This window comes from Comamonas sp. AG1104, from assembly GCF_003350425.1.
Taxonomy (GTDB): Bacteria; Pseudomonadota; Gammaproteobacteria; order Burkholderiales; family Burkholderiaceae_C; genus Comamonas; species Comamonas testosteroni.
Genome location: NZ_QQAS01000004.1, coordinates 1 through 15,505, shown reverse-complemented (window position 1 = coordinate 15,505; position 15,505 = coordinate 1). Strand labels below are relative to the sequence as shown.

Sequence of the window (15,505 nt, the reverse complement as noted above, 5' to 3'; positions counted from 1 at the left end):
CGCCGCTTCCCCCAAAGGGGGCGACATCTTCGCTGAGGGGCGGCCCTTGCTCGGCGTCTCTGGCTTGGGTCGCGCCAGCCTCGCGCGGCGGGGGGCACGCAAATGACAGAGGTGATGCGCAACCGCCGTATCGAGGGGGCCGTGGGCGACTACGCGCCGCCGCAGGATGTGAAGCCGCTGGTGCAGGCGGTGGACCTGTGGACCGAATTTGGCGAAGGCGCATCGCGCTTTGCCGTGCACCAGGACTTGAACTTCGATGTCTACCCAGGCGAGATTCTGGCCCTGGTTGGCGGCTCCGGCACGGGCAAGACGGTGCTGCTGCGCCAGATCCTGGGGCTGCTCTCGCCATCGCGCGGCACGGTGACCGTGGACGGACGGCCCTCGCGCGAGGTCATCAGCGGCGAGCTGGCGGCGAGTCAGGTGGGCATGCTGTTCCAGCAGGGGGCGCTGTATTCGGCCTTCAATGTGCTGGACAACATCGCATTTGCGCTGCGTGAGCAGGGAACCTTGCCCGATGCCGTGGTGCGCGATGCGGCCATGGTCAAGCTGCAGATGGTGGGCCTCAAGCCAGAGCATGCCTCGCGCATGCCGGCAGACCTGTCGGGAGGCATGATCAAGCGTGTGGCGCTGGCACGTGCGCTGATGATGGATCCGCCGCTGCTGCTGCTCGACGAACCCACAGCGGGACTGGACCCCAAGGGCTCGGACGAGTTCTGCGAGCTGCTGCGCGATATCCATGCCGAGCTGGGCCTGACCGTGATCATGGTCACCCACGATCTGGATACGCTGTTTGCACTGTCCACACGAGTGGCCGTGCTGGCCGAGAAAAAAGTGCTGTTCACCGGAGCCCCGCGCGATGTGGCCCGGATCAAGCACCCGTTTATCGAACATTTCTTCCAGGGAGAGCGTGGCCGCCGTGCCATGGCCCCGGTGCAAGGCGGCGTGGCCGCAGAGGAAAGCTGATGGAAAACAAGTCCCATGCCATGGCTGCCGGCATCTTCGTGCTGGTGGTTGCGGCCCTGCTGGCAGGGCTGGCCGTCTGGCTGACGCGCGACAACCGCGAATACCAGCTCTACGAAATGTCCACCAAGGATGGTGTCAGCGGTCTGCAGCCCCAGGCCACGGTGCGCTACAAGGGCGTGCCCGTGGGCAAGGTGGTGCGCATCGGCTTTGACCCGCAGATTCCCGGCAATGTGCTGATTCGCATTGCCGTGGGCGAGGATACGCCGGTCACGCCGGCCACCTACGCCCAGCTTGGCTATCAGGGGGTGACGGGGCTGGCCCATATCCAGCTCGACGATGACAGCAAGGCTTCGCAGCCGCTCAAGCCTGGGCCCAGCGGCCTGCCGCGCCTGCCCATGAAGTCCTCGCCGCTGAACATGCTGGCAGACCAGGGGCCGGTGCTGCTGGAGCGGGTTGACGAAATTTCACGCCGCCTCAATGCCATGCTGGGTGAGGACAACCAAAAGCGCGTGAGCGCGGCGCTGGACAATATCGCGGCCGCATCCGGAGGGATCAAGGATCTGGCCGAGACCATGAACAAGACGGCCAAGGACTTTCCTCAGCTCACGACGGATGCGCACCAGACCCTGCAGTCCCTGACCAAGGCCGGCAATGCCGCCACGGGCGTGGCAACCGATTTGCAGCAGACCGTGCGCAAGGTGAATGCGCCCGACGGCCCGCTGCAGCAGATTGCCGAGGGCACGCAGGCCCTGTCGCAGGCGGCCGAGTCGCTGGGGCGCAGCACCTTGCCGCGCATGAACGGTGCGGCGGACGATGTCTCGCGTGCCGCGCGCACCATGGGCGCGGCGGCAGGCCGCTTCAATGACAACCCGCAGTCGGTCATCTACGGTCAGGGCCTGGGCCTGCCAGGCCCCGGCGAGCCCGGTTTTGTGGCTCCGGCCAAGTGAAGCCGCAACAAGGACACGACTTGCGCAAATTCGGACCAGGCAGGCTGTTTCTCGATGGAAATGCCTGCTGCCCATTCCGGCTGGCCTAAGTCCCAAAGGAATCAATATGGCAGACACAAAGATTTCACTCACCGGCCGCGGAGCACGGCGATTGCTGGGCGCTTCTTCCCTGGTGCTGGCGCTTGCCGCCTGCTCGGGCCTGCCCACGGCACCCACGCAGCCGGTGCGCTATGACCTGGGCATGACCGACCTCACGGCGCCGCTCGCCAATGCAGCCGCACCCTCCGTGGCGCCGACGCCGCTGGTATTGGCTGAAGTCCAGGCTCCGGGCCTGCCCGAAGGCTTGACGGCCATGTTCTACCGCCTGAACTACAGCGACAGTCAGCAACTGCGTGCCTACCAGAACGCGCGCTGGAGCCTGCCTCCAGCCCAGATGGTGGAGCAGCGCCTGCGCATGCGCCTGGGGCTGGAGCGCCCCGTGCTCTCGGGCAAGGACAATGTCCGCCCCCTGCAGGCCGACAAGCGCTCGATTGCGCAGCTGCGCGTGACGGTGGACGAGTTCAGCCAGGTCTTTGACAGTGCCAGCAGCAGCCGTGCGCTGCTGCGCCTGAGTGCCAGCCTGATTGGTGCCGGTGAGAGTGCGGGCAATCAGTTGCTGGGCCAGAAGGTGTTCACGGTCGAAGTGCCAGCTGCTGCTGCCGACGCTGCCGGCGGTGCCCAGGCCATGGCGCGTGCTGTGGATGAGGCGGCTGCCCAGCTCAGTCGCTGGTTGCAGGGCTACGGGCGCTAGAGCCCGAACAGCCCCAGGCATTTCCGCTCCCAAAGCCCTGCTAGTCAGGGCTTTGTTGATTCCGGGCAAGTCCTGGTTACTTGCGGGCAGCTGCTTTGCTGATGTGGGTCAATGGCCGGGCCAGGCCTTGTTCTTAAGCTGCCAGTTCCTCAACCTCGCACAAAGAACTGCCATGGCCAGCCTCGAATGGAATGCCGCTCTCATCCTGGATTTTCCCGTCATGGACGAGGTGCATGAAGAGTTCGTCACCCTGCTGGCCCAGGTGGAAGCTGCGGGCGACGAGCAGCTGTGCGCGCTCTGGGACGAGCTGATTGCCCACACCCAGCAGCACTTCGATCAGGAGGACCGCTGGATGCAGACCACGGGATTTGCCACGGGCAACTGCCACAGCCAGCAGCACAAGGTGGTGCTGGCCGTGCTGCGCGAGGGAGCGGTCAAGGGCAGTCAGGGCGATCTTGCCACGATCCGTCATATGGCGGCCGAGCTGGGCCCCTGGTTCAGTCACCATGCGCAGAACATGGATGCCGCGCTGGCCTTGCATATGCGCCGCGCGGGCTTTGACCCGGTGACCGGCGCGGTGCTGATGCCCGAGGCTTTGCCTGCTGAGCCGATCACCGGCTGTGGTGGTGCCTGTGGTGAAACTGAAAAAAAGGAAGTAGTAACTGCCTGAAACTGACGCGCGCTAAGGCGAGAGACAGCGACCAAGCGCCGCCGCGCAGCGAAGCTGCCGTCCCCCCTTGGGGGAAGCGGCGTAGCCGCTCAGGGAGTCAAGGATATATTGCCGGGGAGGCCAGGATGGGGAAGATCTTGATCAGGCCTCCCGCCATCACCTCGATGGCCAGCGCGGCCAAAATTAGGCCCATGAGCCGGGTCATCACATTGATGCCGGTCTTGCCCAGCACGCGGGCAATCGGGTGGGCCAGCGAAAAGCAGACCATGATGGCGGCGGCCACCACCACGCCATAGCCGACCAGTGCCACATGCTGCCAGATGGTGCGCGCCTGATCGGCATAGATCACCACGGTGGACATGGCAGCAGGCCCGGTCAGCAGCGGAATGGTCAGCGGCACGACGGCGATGCTGTTGCCCTCGGCGGCCTTTTCGACGCCGGCTGCCAGCGTGGCATTGTTGGGGCGGTCTTCGGCGGGGCGGGCGTTGAGCATGTTCATCGCGCTGATCAGCAGCAGCAGGCCGCCGCCGACCTGAAAGCTTTGCAGCGAGATATTGAAGAACTGCAGAATCTGCAGCCCCAGCAGGGCGCAGACCGCAATCACGCAGAAGGCGGCAAAGGCGGCGGTGCGAATCGTCTGCCAACGCTGCTCGGCGTCGAAGCCGGCCGTGTAGTGGATGAAGAACGGGACGATGGCCAGCGGGTTGATGATGGCGACCAGGGTGATCAGCGGCTTGATATCCATTACAGCTCGCCTCCGGGCATGGGGGGCTTATCGCGACTGTCGGCCTTTTGTGGGGCTGAGATAGCTGGCATCAACACTCCTGTGAAAAAATGGCCGAATCATCGACGCGGCATCAGCCATTACAGCATTGCTGGCGGTCGCGTCGCGGATTCCCCTTTTGAACCATGTTAAGGAGCTTCGCAATGGGCAGCTTTGTTGAACTGACAGCCGTGGATGGCGCAAAAACCCCCGCTTATGTGGCCATGCCCGAGGGGCCGGCACGCGGTGCCATCGTGGTGCTGCAGGAGATCTTCGGCGTGAACTCGCATATCCGCTCCGTGGCAGACCGCTACGCAGCCCAGGGTTATGTGGCCGTGGCGCCCGCCATGTTTGCCCGCGTCAAGCCCGATGTGGAGCTGGGTTACAGCGACGAAGACATGAAGGCCGGCTTTGCGCTCAAGACCGCAGTGGAAGCCCTGCCCGAGCCCGGTGCACTGCGCGATGTGGAAGCGGCCGTAGCCCATGCTGCGACGCTGGTGCCCGGTGGCAAGATTGGCGTGGTGGGCTTTTGCTGGGGCGGCCTCATGACCTGGCGCTCGGCCTGCAATCTGGCTAGCGTCTCGGCTGCAGTCTGCTACTACGGCGGCGGCATGACGGGAGAGCTGGAGGCCAGTCGTCAGGCGCTGTGCCCGGTGCTGGCCCATTTCGGCAGCAAGGATCACTACATCTCGCTGGAGTCCGTCGAAGCCTTCAAGAAGGCTCAGCCCAAGGTGGAAGTCCATGTCTACGAAGCCGACCATGGCTTCAACTGCGACCAGCGAGGCTCCTACAACGCGCCTGCTGCTGCGCAGGCCATTGAGCGCACTCTGGCCTTCTTCGCCCAGCATCTGGGTTGATATAAAAACCATAGCTGCTTGTGCTTGATATATAAGCGCAAGCAGCTGTTTTTATCTAAAGCCCGTTGCCGCTGGGCGGTCCCCCATCAGAGACATCAAGCAAGCGCCGCCGCGCAGCGAGGATGTCGTCCCCCTTGGGGGAAGGCGCGGAAGCGCCTCAGGGGGTCATTCTTTTTCTTCGCTTTCCAGGTAGCGGCGGCGCCAGAAATAGGCCACCAGCACCACGGTGATGATCACCATGGCCACCAGGGCCCAGATGAAGCCGTCCTTTTTGTGCACGAAGGGGATGAACTCGAAGTTCATGCCGAAGATGCCGGCAATCAGGTTCAGAGGCAGAAAGATGGCCGTCACCGTGGTCAGCGTGCGCATGATGTCGTTGGCGCGGTTGCTCTGCGCCGAAAAGTGCATCTGCACGGCGGTCTCGGCGCTTTGCTCCATGCGGTGAATATGGTGGGTCACCCGCTCTATATGTTCGAGCACGTCGCGCGAGCGCACGCGAAGCAGTTCGCGCTCATGTTGGCGCGCGGGTGTGTGCTCGGGCGGCCAGCCCTCCAGTGCCTCGGTCCAGTCCTGCACGGCGGCGCGCTGGTCTTCGCAGATTTCATCAAGCTGGTGCAGCGCCAGGCGCACGTCGAGCACGCTGGCCCAGTTGCTGAAGCGCTTGTTGGGCTTGAGCAGCGCCATCTGCCAGTGGTCGATCTGGCGCGTCAGCGTGCGGCGCAGGTCCAGATAGCCGTCCACCATGCCGTTGACCATGCGCAGCATCAGGTCCGCAGGCTCCACGGGCATCTTGGCGCTGACCTGGCGGCCGTCGGTCTTGGCGGGGCCGGAAATCAGGCGCTGCCAGAAGTTCTCCAGCACAAAGCAGCCGTCGGGATGCACGGACAGCAGTATCTGGTCATACAGCGCAAAGCCCACGGGTTGGGTTTCCACGCGTTGCAGTACCGGCGCTTCGCGCTGGCCGCTGTGGGCAGGGCTGTGGGATGGCGGCGGGGCGCTGGATGCCGCACTGCCGGTGCCGGCAGCCAGGGCAGGCAGGCCAGCCGGTGTGGCCACGGCTGTCGCGGGCGAGGCGTGGCTGCCGTTGAGTGGAGGCAGATGAGCGTCAGCCAGGCGTCGGAACACCAGCACGTCGTACACCGAGGTGTAGTCGTAATTGGAAGGGATGGCCGGATTCAGCAGGTCGGAGACATGCAGATCCACGAGGGCGGAGCCGCCCAGCCTGGCCAGCATGGTCTGAATGGCCGGCAACTGAGCCTCCAGCTCCGAGCGTGTGCAGGAGACCCAGTAAAACCCCGTTGTTGCCGCCTGCGTGGGCAGTCCGTCAACTGGCTGGGCATAGAGGGGAGAGATATGCAGCACGCGCATGGGAATAGGCAGTCTCGATGTCAGTGCAGAAAGCAGATGCAAAAACGGCCCGTGCAAGCTGCCCGGGCCGTCAGATCATGCCTGAAATGCTCTCAGGCGCAAGCATGACCTGCGCTGACAGCTATCAATTTTGTTACAGGCCACGCAGCTTCTTGGCGGCGTCGATGGCAAAGTAGGTCAGGATGCCGTCGGCGCCCGCGCGCTTGAAGGCCAGCAGGGCTTCCATCATCACGGCGTCGTGATCGAGCCAGCCGTTGGCGGCAGCGGCCTTGAGCATGGCGTATTCACCGGACACCTGGTAGGCGAAGGTTGGCACCTTGAACTCGTCCTTGACGCGGCGCACCACGTCCAGATACGGCATGCCGGGCTTGACCATGACCATATCCGCGCCTTCGGCGATGTCCTGCGCCACTTCGCGCAGGGCTTCGTCGGTGTTGGCGGGGTCCATCTGGTAGACATTCTTGTCGGCCTTGCCCAGGGCGCCGCGTGTGCCCACGGCATCACGGAAGGGGCCGTAAAAGGCGCTGGCGTACTTGGCGCTATAGGCCATGATGCGGGTGTGAATATGGCCTTGAAGCTCCAGTGCCTCGCGGATGGCGCCGATGCGGCCGTCCATCATGTCGCTGGGGGCGACCATGTCCACGCCGGCTTCGGCATGGGCCAGGGCCTGGCCGACCAGCACTTCCACGGTGTCATCGTTGATGATGTAGCCGCTCTCGTCCAGGATGCCGTCCTGACCGTGGCTGGTGTAGGGGTCCAGGGCCACATCGGTCATCACGCCCAGCTGGGGGAATTCCTTCTTCAGCGCACGCACCACGCGCGGGATCAGGCCGTCGGGGTTCAGGGCTTCCTTGCCGTCGGGGGTCTTGAGGCTGGCTTCGATGGCGGGGAACAGCGCCAGATAGGGGATCTCCAGCTTCACGCATTCCTCGGCCACGGGCAGCAGCAGGTCCAGGCTCAGGCGGTCCACGCCGGGCATGGAGGGTACGGCCTCGCGCTTGTTCTGGCCTTCGTGCACGAATACGGGGTAGATGAAGTCGTGCGGCGTCAGCACGCTCTCGCGCACCAGATTGCGGGTGAAAGCATCGCGGCGCAGGCGGCGCGGACGATTCTGGGGAAAAGGAGTAGGGCTGGACAAATGCATGGGGAAAATTGTGCCCCATTCGCCATGGCTTGGCTTGCAGGTGCGTGACTATTCCATGACGGCTGTCGCATTGCGGGGTAAAGACGCGACGTGCAGCAGCTGTGATGCGGCACAGGCCTTTACACTGGCTCCATGCTATGGGTCAAAGCCTTCCACATCGTTTTTGTCGCCAGCTGGTTTGCTGGTTTGTTCTACCTGCCGCGCATCTTTGTCAACATCGCCATGGTCACGCCGGGATCGGTGGCAGAGCGCGAGCGCCTGCTGCTGATGGCGCGCAAGCTGCTGCGCTTCACCACCATGCTGGCCGTGCCTGCGCTGGGTCTGGGTCTGTGGCTGTGGCTGGGCTGGGGCTTTGCGGGTGGCTGGCTGCATGCCAAGCTGGCCGTGGTGCTGCTGGTCATCGGCTACCACCACAGCTGTGCCGTGCTGCTGCGCAAGCTGGCGGACAACACCTGCCATAAAAGCCATCGCTGGTTCCGTTTCTATAACGAAGTGCCGGTGCTGCTGCTGATCGCCGCCGTGATTTTGGTGGTGGTCAAGCCCTTCTGAGTCTTGTGCCGAGAGTAGGAGGCGACTGTGTCCGATTCCGCGGTGCCAGTGATTTCCATGCGCCATACCTCGGCCTGGCCGCTGGCGCTGGTCTATGGCCTGCTCATCGTGTTTGCCAGCCTGTTCCCGTTCGACGGCTGGCGCGCCCAGGGCATCGATCCCAGCGTATTCCTGTTCGCCAGGATTCCGCCGCCGTACTGGACCTGGTTCGACGTCAACACCAATATCGTCGGCTATGCGCCGCTGGGCTTTTTCCTGGCGCTGGCCCTGATGCGCTCGGGTCAGCCCAGGTTGGCCGTGCCGCTGGCTTTTCTTGCCGGCACGCTGCTGTCGCTGTGCATGGAGTTTCTGCAGATCTATCTGCCGCGCCGCGTGCCGTCCAATCTGGACCTGGTGCTCAATGCCGGCGGTACCTTGATCGGCGCTCTGCTGGCTGCTCTGCTGGAGAAGCTGGGGGCTCTCTCGCGCTGGAGTGCATTTCGCAACCAGTGGCTGGGCGAGGGCGGTGCTGGCGTGCTGGTGCTGCTGGCGCTGTGGCCGTTTGCGCTGCTGTTTCCGGCGGCCGTGCCGTTTGGCCTGGGTCAGGTGCTGGAGCGCATCGACGACACCTTGCAGGACTGGCTGCTGAACACGCCGTTCGAAGACTGGCTGCCTCTGGGCGACTTCGCCATGACGCCGCTGTCGCTGGTCACGGAGATGCTATGCGTGATGCTGGGGCTGTGGATTCCCTGCCTGCTGGCCTATTGCGCCGTGCGCCATATGGGCCGCCGCGCGTTGGCCGGGCTGCTTCTGGTGGCGGCAGGGGTGGGGGTGACGGCGCTGTCGGCTGCGTTGAGCTGGGGCCCGGCCCATGCCTGGGAGTGGGTGGATCTGCCGGTGCGCCTGGGTGTCTGGGGCGGGCTGGGCCTGGCCGTGATTGCATTGCCTGCCTCGCGCCGCATGTGCGCCGTGCTATTGCTGCTGGTGCTGGTGCTGCATCTGAGCATCCTCAATCAGGCGCCGACCAATGTGTACTTCGCCCAGACCCTGCAGGCCTGGGAGCAAGGCCGTTTTATCCGCTTCTACGGCCTGGGCCAATGGCTGGGCTGGCTCTGGCCTTACGTGACACTGGCGTATGTAGTGATTCGACTCTCGCGTCGCCAGCAGCCTGCCTAGAATGACCCACCATGAGCGACATCCAGAACCAAGACCAGGCCGGTGGCTACTACCAGCGTCATATCTTCTTTTGCCTGAACGAGCGCCCCAACGGTGAGGACTGCTGCGCTCTGCACGGCGCCAAGGCGGGCTTTGACCACTGCAAGCGCAAAGTCAAGGAGGAGGGGCTGGCCGGCAAGGGACAGGTGCGTGTGAACAAGGCCGGCTGCCTGGATCGCTGCGCCGGCGGTCCCGTGGCCGTGGTCTACCCCGAGGCCGTCTGGTACACCTTCATCGACGACAGCGATATCGATGAAATCGTCGAATCCCACCTCAAGAACGGCAAGGTGGTCGAGCGCCTTGTACTGCCCGAAAGCGTGGGGCGGTGATCTGGCTGTCTTGAGTCCTTTGGTCGCCCCGACAGGCTTGCGGCAAGGCGGCTCTTGTCTGGTGCGACCGACTTTGGGCTTGCTTGTTCAGGAACTTTAAGTGTTTTCAAGCGTCAGCCCAATTACAGCAAGCGCAAAAAGCTACAACTAGGATAGCAATCGTGAATTCCCAGACCGAACGACTGACGCTCACCGGCACCGCCGGTGCCATTGAGGCCCTGCGCGATGCGCCGCAACTGGTCGAAGGCCAGAGCCCCAAAGGCGTGGCCATCATCGCCCATCCGCACCCGCTGTTTGGCGGCACCATGGACAACAAGGTGGTTCAGACCCTGGCGCGTGCCTTTGTTCAGTGCGGCTACACGGTCGTGCGTTTCAACTTTCGTGGCGTGGGCGCCAGTGCCGGCGAGTATGACGCCGGCAAGGCCGAGCTGCAGGATTTGCTGGCCGTGGTGCAGCAGGTGGCTCCCGAAGGCCCTGTGGCTCTGGCCGGCTTTTCCTTCGGCGCTTTCGTCACCAGCCATGCACTGGCCCAACTCTGGGGTACAGGCCGGGTGCAGAAGGCCGTGCTGGTCGGCACCGCCGCGAGCCGTTTCGAGGTGGCGCCCGTGCCCGTCGAGGCCCATGACCAGACCCTGGTGATCCATGGCGAGGCGGACGATACCGTCGAGCTGTCCGCCGTGATGGACTGGGCGCGCCCGCAGATACTGCCTGTTACCGTGATTCCGCAGGTCGGCCATTTCTTTCACGGACAATTGCCTCTGCTCAAGAGCCTGGTGGTGCGCCACCTGAAGTCCCTGTAAGAGCCGCTCCCACACCTTGACGCACGTGAATTACTGCCCTGTCTCGGTTAACTCCCTTTTCATAGCGCCAGGCCGAGGTATATCCTTGGCTTTGGCCGTTTTCGACGGTAAATCACCGCGCTTACCTTTGCTTTAGCGAGAGTCCTCTTCATGAAGCCCATCTACTCCACACTGCGTGTTCTGGCCGTTGCTGCCGCAGTGGCGCCCGTGTTTGCCATGGCACAGGTGGCGGCCCCTGTTCCTCCCGAAATTGCTGCCCGCAACTACCTGCTGGTGGACGTCACTGCCGGCCAGGTGCTGGGTGCCAAGGACGTCGATGCACCCGTCGAGCAGGCATCGCTGACCAAGCTGATGTCGGCCTATGTGGTGTTCGACGCCTTGCGCTCCAAGAAAATCACGCTGGAGCAGCGCATGCCCGTGAGCGAGCGCGCCTGGAAGATGCCCGGCTCGCGCATGTTCATCGACCCCAAGATGCAGGTGCCCGTCAATGACCTGCTCAGCGGCATGATCATCCAGTCCGGCAACGATGCCACCATGGCATTGGCCGAGGCTGTGGGCGGCACGGCCGAGAACTTCGTCAAGATGATGAATGACCAGGCCAAGGCCCTGGGCATGAAGAACACGAGCTACAAGAATCCCGAAGGTCTGACCGAGCCCGGCCACCTGACGACGGCGCGTGATCTGTCCATCCTGGCCCAGCGATTGATGCATGACTTCCCCGAGTACATGCACTACTACTCCACCAAGCAGTACAGCTACCCCGGCACGCCTGCCTCCAACGGCAGCAACCGCAATGCCTTGTTGTTCCGTGATCCCACCGTGGACGGCCTGAAGACCGGCCACACCAACGCCGCAGGCTATTGCCTGGTGGCCACGGCCAAGCGCGACCTGCCCAATGTGGGTCAGCGCCGCCTGCTGTCCATCGTGCTGGGAACGGCCAGCGAAAAGGCGCGTGCCAACGAAAGCCAGAAGCTGTTGAACTGGGGCTACACCGCTTTCGATGCCGTCAAGCTGTTCGATGCCGATCAACCCGTCGCTACTCCCGCTGTCTGGAAGGGCGCGGCCAATGCCGTCAAGATCGGCAAGGCCGACGGCGCCGTGGTGGTGACCGTGCCCTCGGGCACCGGCGGCAAGCTGACCACCGAGGTGGTGCGCCAGGATCCGTTGATTGCACCCATTGCCAAGGGGCAGTCCATGGGAGTGCTCAAGGTCAAGTCGGGTGCGGATGTGGTGGCCGAGGTGCCGCTAGTAGCGCTTGAGGCCGTCGAGCAGGCAGGCTTCTTCGGCCGTCTGTGGGACACCATCCGCCTCTGGATCAAGTAAGTTCCCGGGCTGGCAGGAGGCCGCTCCTGCCGGAAAGAGCACTTTGATGTGCCATGCAAAGCATCTTGCTGTCTGCGGGGCTATTGTCGGTGGGTGGTTGTGCTGATTTGCACAAGCTGGTACATTCGAGGGCTTTTCGGAATTTCCGAAGGGATTCACGTTTCCGCATTGGCATCTGTTGCTGCGGATAAACCTTTTGCTTTCACGAAGCAAATTCACGTTTAGGGACGTTTAATTAATGCCAACCATTAACCAACTCGTGCGTCAGGGCCGCACGGTCGAAGTTGTTAAATCCAAGAGCCCTGCTATGGAAAACTGCCCCCAACGCCGTGGCGTGTGCACCCGTGTGTACACCACCACTCCCAAGAAGCCTAACTCGGCTCTGCGTAAGGTGGCCAAGGTTCGTCTGACCAACGGTTTCGAAGTGATTTCGTACATCGGCGGTGAAGGCCACAACCTGCAAGAGCACAGCGTTGTGCTGGTGCGCGGTGGTCGTGTGAAGGACTTGCCCGGTGTGCGTTACCACATCGTGCGCGGTTCCCTGGACCTGCAAGGCGTCAAGGACCGTAAGCAAGCTCGCTCCAAGTACGGTGCCAAGAAGCCTAAGGCTAAGTAATCAGCTCTGGTTTTTTGAAAACAAACGGTGTTTGATTCGCCTGACTGGCGCGGTCAAACGTAGTGGCCCTGAGCACGAATGTTTTGTGCGGGTCGAGTAAGTGAGAGTTTTGAATAGCTCTCGCGGTATCTGAAAAGATGCCAACTGAAGCAAAGATAGAGGTAAAAAATGCCACGTCGTCGCGAAGTCCCCAAACGTGAAATCCTGCCGGATCCCAAGTTCGGCAATGTAGAGCTGTCCAAATTCATGAACGTGATCATGGAAGGCGGCAAGAAGGCGGTTGCTGAGCGCATCATTTACGGCGCTCTGGACCTGATCGAGAAGAAGCATCCCGGCAAGGACCCTCTGGAAGCTTTCGTTGTTGCCATCAACAACGTCAAGCCCATGGTTGAAGTGAAGTCCCGCCGTGTTGGCGGTGCCAACTACCAGGTGCCCGTGGAAGTGCGTCCCGTCCGTCGTCTGGCTCTGGCCATGCGCTGGATCAAGGAAGCCTCCCGCAAGCGTGGCGAGAAGTCCATGGCTCAACGCCTGGCCAACGAGCTGCTGGAAGCTACGGAAGGCCGTGGCGGCGCCATGAAGCGTCGTGACGAAGTGCACCGTATGGCCGAAGCCAACAAGGCCTTCAGCCACTTCCGCTTCTAATCGGAATCTCGCTCGAGATACAGGGCCGCATGCAAAAACTTGCTGCGGCCTTGTGTCGATTCTGAGCGCCCCCATATAGAGCTGCTGCCTCCTGCGCACAATGCGGGGCCGGCAGTACTCCCATACGATCAAGCAAGGATCCATCATGGCTCGCAAGACCCCCATTGAGCGCTATCGCAACATCGGTATTTCCGCTCACATTGACGCAGGTAAGACAACCACTACAGAACGTATCCTGTTCTATACCGGTGTGACCCACAAGCTGGGCGAAGTGCACGACGGCGCTGCCACCACCGACTGGATGGAGCAAGAGCAAGAGCGTGGTATCACCATCACTTCCGCTGCAGTGACCTGCTTCTGGAAGGGCATGGATCTGTCCTACCCAGAACACCGTTTCAACATCATCGACACCCCCGGTCACGTGGACTTCACGATTGAAGTGGAACGTTCCATGCGCGTGCTGGACGGTGCTTGCATGGTGTATTGCGCTGTGGGTGGCGTACAGCCCCAGTCCGAAACCGTGTGGCGTCAGGCCAACAAGTACAAGGTGCCTCGTCTGGCCTTCGTGAACAAGATGGACCGTACCGGTGCCAACTTCTTCAAGGTCTATGAAGGCATGAAGACTCGCCTGAACGCGAACCCTGTGCCCGTGGTGATCCCAATCGGCGCTGAAGAAAACTTCCAGGGCGTGGTCGATCTGGTCAAGATGAAGGCCATCATCTGGGACGAAGCTTCCCAGGGCATGAAGTTCGAATACCAGGACATCCCCGCCGAGCTGGTGGAGACCGCCAACAAGTGGCGTGAAAACCTGGTGGAAGCCGCTGCCGAAGCTTCGGAAGAGCTGATGAACAAGTACCTGGAAGAAGGTACTCTGACTGAAGAAGAAGTGAAGCTCGGCGTGCGTACTCGTACCCTGGCCACCGAAATTCAGCCCATGCTGTGCGGCACCGCGTTCAAGAACAAGGGTGTGCAGCGCATGCTGGACGCCGTGATCGACTATCTGCCCGCTCCTGTGGACATCCCTGACGTTACCGGTACCGACCCCGATGACGAAGAGAAGAAGCTGAGCCGCAAGGCTGACGATGCTGAGAAGTTCTCGGCTCTGGCCTTCAAGCTGATGACCGACCCCTTCGTGGGCCAGCTGACTTTCGTGCGCGTGTACTCTGGCGTTCTGTCCAAGGGTGAGACCGTTCTGAATGCCGTCAAGGGCAAGAAGGAACGTATCGGCCGTATCGTGCAGATGATGGCCAACGACCGCGTGGAAGTGGAAGAAATCCGTGCTGGCGACATCGCTGCCTGCGTGGGCCTGAAGGACGTGACCACCGGTGAAACCCTGTGCGACATCGCTGCGCCTATCGTGCTGGAGCGCATGGTGTTCCCCGAGCCCGTGATTGCACAGGCTGTGGAACCCAAGTCCAAGACCGACCAGGAAAAGATGGGTATCGCTCTGTCGCGTCTGGCTGCAGAAGATCCTTCCTTCCGCGTGCGTACCGACGAAGAATCCGGTCAGACCATCATCGCCGGTATGGGCGAACTGCACCTGGAAATCATCGTTGACCGCATGAAGCGCGAATTCAACGTGGAAGCCAACGTGGGCAAGCCCCAGGTTGCCTACCGCGAAACCATCCGCAGCACGGTCAAGGACGTGGACGGCAAGTTCGTTCGCCAGTCCGGCGGTAAGGGCCAGTACGGTCACGTGGTTCTGACTCTGGAACCCCAGGAAGCTGGCAAGGGCTTCGAGTTCGTCGACGAAATCAAGGGCGGTGTGGTTCCTCGCGAATACATCCCTGCGGTGGAGAAGGGCGTGATCGAAGCTCTGACTTCCGGCGTGCTGGCTGGCTACCCTGTGGTGGACGTCAAGGTTCGTCTGACCTTCGGTTCGTACCACGATGTGGACTCGAACGAAATGGCGTTCAAGATGGCCGCTATCTTCGGTTTCAAGGAAGCTGCCCGCAAGGCCAACCCCGTCATCCTGGAGCCTATGATGGCTGTGGAAGTGGAAACGCCCGAAGACTACGCTGGTACCGTGATGGGCGATCTGTCCTCGCGTCGCGGCATGGTTCAGGGCATGGACGACATGGTTGGTGGTGGCAAGGCCATCAAGGCAGAAGTGCCTCTGTCCGAAATGTTCGGCTACGCCACTTCGCTGCGCTCCATGACTCAAGGTCGCGCCAGCTACACCATGGAGTTCAAGCACTACGCTGAAGCTCCTCGTAACGTGGCTGAAGCCATTGTTGCTGCCCGCGCCAAGTAATTGACGCAGGTTTGACGAATCCGTCATAATCTACGGCTTCCAATCGCGGCAGTCCTTTGAGGATTGCCGCGATTTTTGCCGGTCTGCGATCCCATGCCGTCCTGTTTCCTGTGCGGGGCGAGTCAGCAATGAGGTGCAGACCTTAAACATCACACAGGTTTTTGCTCTTTCGGAGAAATCATGGCAAAAGAAAAGTTTGAACGCACCAAGCCCCACGTGAACGTGGGCACCATCGGTCACGTTGACCACGGCAAGACCACCCTGACTGCTGCTATCGCTACCGTGCTGTCCAAGCA

General features: G+C 62.1%; 17 protein-coding genes. 14 read left to right on the top strand and 3 right to left on the bottom strand.

Annotated features, from left to right (window positions below):
* The first annotated feature begins 102 nt into the window (after positions 1–102).
* The 4 genes from DFO48_RS11960 (at position 103) to DFO48_RS11945 (ending at position 3,370) form a co-directional block, all read left to right on the top strand.
* Entirely contained in the window at positions 103–963 is an 861-nt protein-coding gene (locus tag DFO48_RS11960; protein WP_370449574.1) for an ABC transporter ATP-binding protein, read from the top strand.
* A complete protein-coding gene (locus DFO48_RS11955) occupies positions 963–1,910 on the top strand; it encodes an MlaD family protein (protein ID WP_003074644.1) in 948 nt (315 codons plus the stop codon). Before DFO48_RS11960 ends, DFO48_RS11955 begins: the two co-directional genes overlap by 1 nt.
* A gap of 106 nt (positions 1,911–2,016) precedes the next feature.
* Positions 2,017–2,700 carry an ABC-type transport auxiliary lipoprotein family protein gene (locus DFO48_RS11950; protein WP_114863533.1) on the top strand — a complete coding sequence of 228 codons (684 nt, stop codon included), beginning with the start codon at positions 2,017–2,019 and terminating at the stop codon, positions 2,698–2,700.
* 172 nt (positions 2,701–2,872) lie between these two features.
* A complete protein-coding gene (locus tag DFO48_RS11945; protein WP_114863532.1) occupies positions 2,873–3,370 on the top strand; it encodes a hemerythrin domain-containing protein in 498 nt (165 codons plus the stop codon).
* A gap of 97 nt (positions 3,371–3,467) precedes the next feature.
* Here DFO48_RS11945 and DFO48_RS11940 read toward each other — a convergent pair whose 3' ends face one another.
* Entirely contained in the window at positions 3,468–4,115 is a 648-nt protein-coding gene (locus DFO48_RS11940) for a MarC family protein (RefSeq protein WP_003059455.1), read from the bottom strand.
* 182 nt (positions 4,116–4,297) lie between these two features.
* On the opposite strand from DFO48_RS11940, the gene DFO48_RS11935 reads away from it, so the two are divergent.
* Positions 4,298–4,990 carry a dienelactone hydrolase family protein gene (locus DFO48_RS11935; RefSeq protein ID WP_003074650.1) on the top strand — a complete coding sequence of 231 codons (693 nt, stop codon included), beginning with the start codon at positions 4,298–4,300 and terminating at the stop codon, positions 4,988–4,990.
* Positions 4,991–5,155: 165 nt separating this feature from the next.
* Here DFO48_RS11935 and DFO48_RS11930 read toward each other — a convergent pair whose 3' ends face one another.
* Both DFO48_RS11930 and hemB read right to left on the bottom strand, forming a co-directional pair.
* Positions 5,156–6,358 carry a magnesium transporter CorA family protein gene (locus DFO48_RS11930; RefSeq protein ID WP_114863531.1) on the bottom strand — a complete coding sequence of 401 codons (1,203 nt, stop codon included), beginning with the start codon at positions 6,356–6,358 and terminating at the stop codon, positions 5,156–5,158.
* Between the two features lie 133 nt (positions 6,359–6,491).
* Positions 6,492–7,502 (bottom strand): porphobilinogen synthase, encoded by a 1,011-nt coding sequence (hemB, locus tag DFO48_RS11925; protein WP_087085369.1) that lies wholly within the window; start codon positions 7,500–7,502, stop codon positions 6,492–6,494.
* A 132-nt stretch (positions 7,503–7,634) separates the two neighbouring features.
* On the opposite strand from hemB, the gene DFO48_RS11920 reads away from it, so the two are divergent.
* From DFO48_RS11920 to DFO48_RS11880, 9 genes are all read left to right on the top strand, one after another.
* Entirely contained in the window at positions 7,635–8,051 is a 417-nt protein-coding gene (locus DFO48_RS11920) for a CopD family protein (protein ID WP_003064013.1), read from the top strand.
* Between the two features lie 57 nt (positions 8,052–8,108).
* Positions 8,109–9,206: a VanZ family protein gene (locus tag DFO48_RS11915; RefSeq protein WP_034348385.1), complete on the top strand. Its 1,098-nt coding sequence runs from the start codon at positions 8,109–8,111 to the stop codon at positions 9,204–9,206.
* A gap of 11 nt (positions 9,207–9,217) precedes the next feature.
* Complete coding sequence (locus tag DFO48_RS11910; RefSeq protein WP_034357909.1) at positions 9,218–9,574, top strand: ferredoxin; 357 nt, start codon at positions 9,218–9,220, stop codon at positions 9,572–9,574.
* Between the two features lie 161 nt (positions 9,575–9,735).
* Positions 9,736–10,374 (top strand): alpha/beta hydrolase, encoded by a 639-nt coding sequence (locus tag DFO48_RS11905; RefSeq protein ID WP_003074662.1) that lies wholly within the window; start codon positions 9,736–9,738, stop codon positions 10,372–10,374.
* A gap of 150 nt (positions 10,375–10,524) precedes the next feature.
* Positions 10,525–11,697 carry a D-alanyl-D-alanine carboxypeptidase family protein gene (locus DFO48_RS11900; protein WP_003074664.1) on the top strand — a complete coding sequence of 391 codons (1,173 nt, stop codon included), beginning with the start codon at positions 10,525–10,527 and terminating at the stop codon, positions 11,695–11,697.
* A 238-nt stretch (positions 11,698–11,935) separates the two neighbouring features.
* Positions 11,936–12,313, top strand: coding sequence for a 30S ribosomal protein S12 (rpsL, locus tag DFO48_RS11895; RefSeq protein WP_003059441.1), 378 nt, complete (start codon positions 11,936–11,938; stop codon positions 12,311–12,313).
* A 168-nt stretch (positions 12,314–12,481) separates the two neighbouring features.
* Positions 12,482–12,955 carry a 30S ribosomal protein S7 gene (rpsG, locus tag DFO48_RS11890; RefSeq protein ID WP_003059438.1) on the top strand — a complete coding sequence of 158 codons (474 nt, stop codon included), beginning with the start codon at positions 12,482–12,484 and terminating at the stop codon, positions 12,953–12,955.
* Positions 12,956–13,100: 145 nt separating this feature from the next.
* Positions 13,101–15,209 carry an elongation factor G gene (gene fusA / locus DFO48_RS11885; protein ID WP_003064006.1) on the top strand — a complete coding sequence of 703 codons (2,109 nt, stop codon included), beginning with the start codon at positions 13,101–13,103 and terminating at the stop codon, positions 15,207–15,209.
* A 180-nt stretch (positions 15,210–15,389) separates the two neighbouring features.
* The coding region (locus tag DFO48_RS11880) for a GTP-binding protein (protein ID WP_199406992.1) at positions 15,390–15,505 on the top strand (116 nt) is incomplete at its 3' end.